This is a genomic window from Gammaproteobacteria bacterium, assembly GCA_003696665.1.
Classification (GTDB): domain Bacteria; phylum Pseudomonadota; class Gammaproteobacteria; order Enterobacterales.
Map to the genome: position 1 here is coordinate 1 of RFGJ01000667.1, position 1036 is coordinate 1036.

Annotated in this window: 3 protein-coding genes; all 3 read left to right on the top strand. The window is 50.1% G+C overall.

Features of this window, described 5'->3' with window-relative positions; translation table 11 throughout:
* Positions 1 to 294 (top strand): hypothetical protein (locus D6694_15845; protein RMH32735.1); only part of this gene is annotated, 294 nt, incomplete at its 5' end.
* 22 nt (positions 295 to 316) lie between these two features.
* Positions 317 to 583: a DUF4160 domain-containing protein gene (locus D6694_15850; protein ID RMH32736.1), complete on the top strand. Its 267-nt coding sequence runs from the start codon at positions 317 to 319 to the stop codon at positions 581 to 583.
* A 98-nt stretch (positions 584 to 681) separates the two neighbouring features.
* Complete coding sequence (locus tag D6694_15855) at positions 682 to 942, top strand: DUF2442 domain-containing protein (GenBank protein ID RMH32737.1); 261 nt, start codon at positions 682 to 684, stop codon at positions 940 to 942.
* The last annotated feature ends 94 nt before the right edge of the window (positions 943 to 1036 follow it).

A 1036-nucleotide genomic window follows, 5' to 3' on the forward strand; every position in this document is an offset into this window, starting at 1 on the left:
GGAATTGGCAGTTGGCAGATGGCAGATGGCAGTTGGCAGATAGCGGATGGCAGTTGGCAGTCACCCTGTCACCTTGTCACCTTGTCACCTTGTCACCCTGTCACCTTGTCACCCAAAGGAGCGACGCTTGGCCGAACTCTTGGCCGACCTGTCCCTATCTACGATCGAAGGGAGCCGGATAAACTTGTGGAGTTCGCGGCCACCGCTTTCGACGCGGATCTCTGGATTGTGGAGCACTATGCAGAGACGAGAGGCTGCAAAAGACAGGCAAACGAGAAACTTATGTTAAAATAGACAGGAGGAGCCGCTATCGATCATGCCAACAATTTCAATGTTTTACGGTATCATCGTCCGCATGTATTATGCGCCAGGCGAACATCCGCCCCCGCACTTCCATGTATACTATGGTGAGCACAGAGCCACTGTAGACATTCGCTCCTGTGACGTGATCGAGGGGAATTTACCTAAGCGCCAGACAAAACTTGTCCTTGCATGGGCAGAACTTCATCAGGATGAATTGATGGCGAATTGGAATTTGGTTATGAACGGGGAGGAACCCTTTCGGATTCGACCGCTTCGCTAGTAAATACCGGTGAAAGGCCATCAATAGATTCTGCAAAAGGGAAAACCGGCGGATTCCTACCATGACGCTTACGCCGGACTGGACTTGGAGGTAATACGATGCACCCGGCAGTGATAAAAGTCGTAGCCATGGATGATTATCTTCTGGTTGTCGACTTTGATAATGGCGAACAAGGGACTTTGGACATGAAACCCTTTTTGGATTTCGGTGTCTTTCACCGGCTCAAGGATCCGGCTGTTTTCAAGCGTGTACATGTCGTTTTTGACACGGTAGGATGGGATGTTGGTGTGGACTTGGATCCCGAATTCGTTTATGCAAAGTGCCAATTGTTGAATTCTCAGCCAGAAGGACTGTCGTAGAGTCCACAGGCAACATGTGGAAAGAGTATATTCAAATGACTGACCAACAACAGCTACAGGACGCGCAGACCGCGTCCACCGAAGATCAGAACCA

Excerpts from the sequence above, each read along its gene's own strand:
- D6694_15850 (RMH32736.1), top strand. The coding sequence starts at position 317 with ATGCCAACAATTTCAATGTTTTACGGTATCATCGTCCGCATGTATTAT.
- D6694_15855 (RMH32737.1), top strand. The coding sequence starts at position 682 with ATGCACCCGGCAGTGATAAAAGTCGTAGCCATGGATGATTATCTTCTG.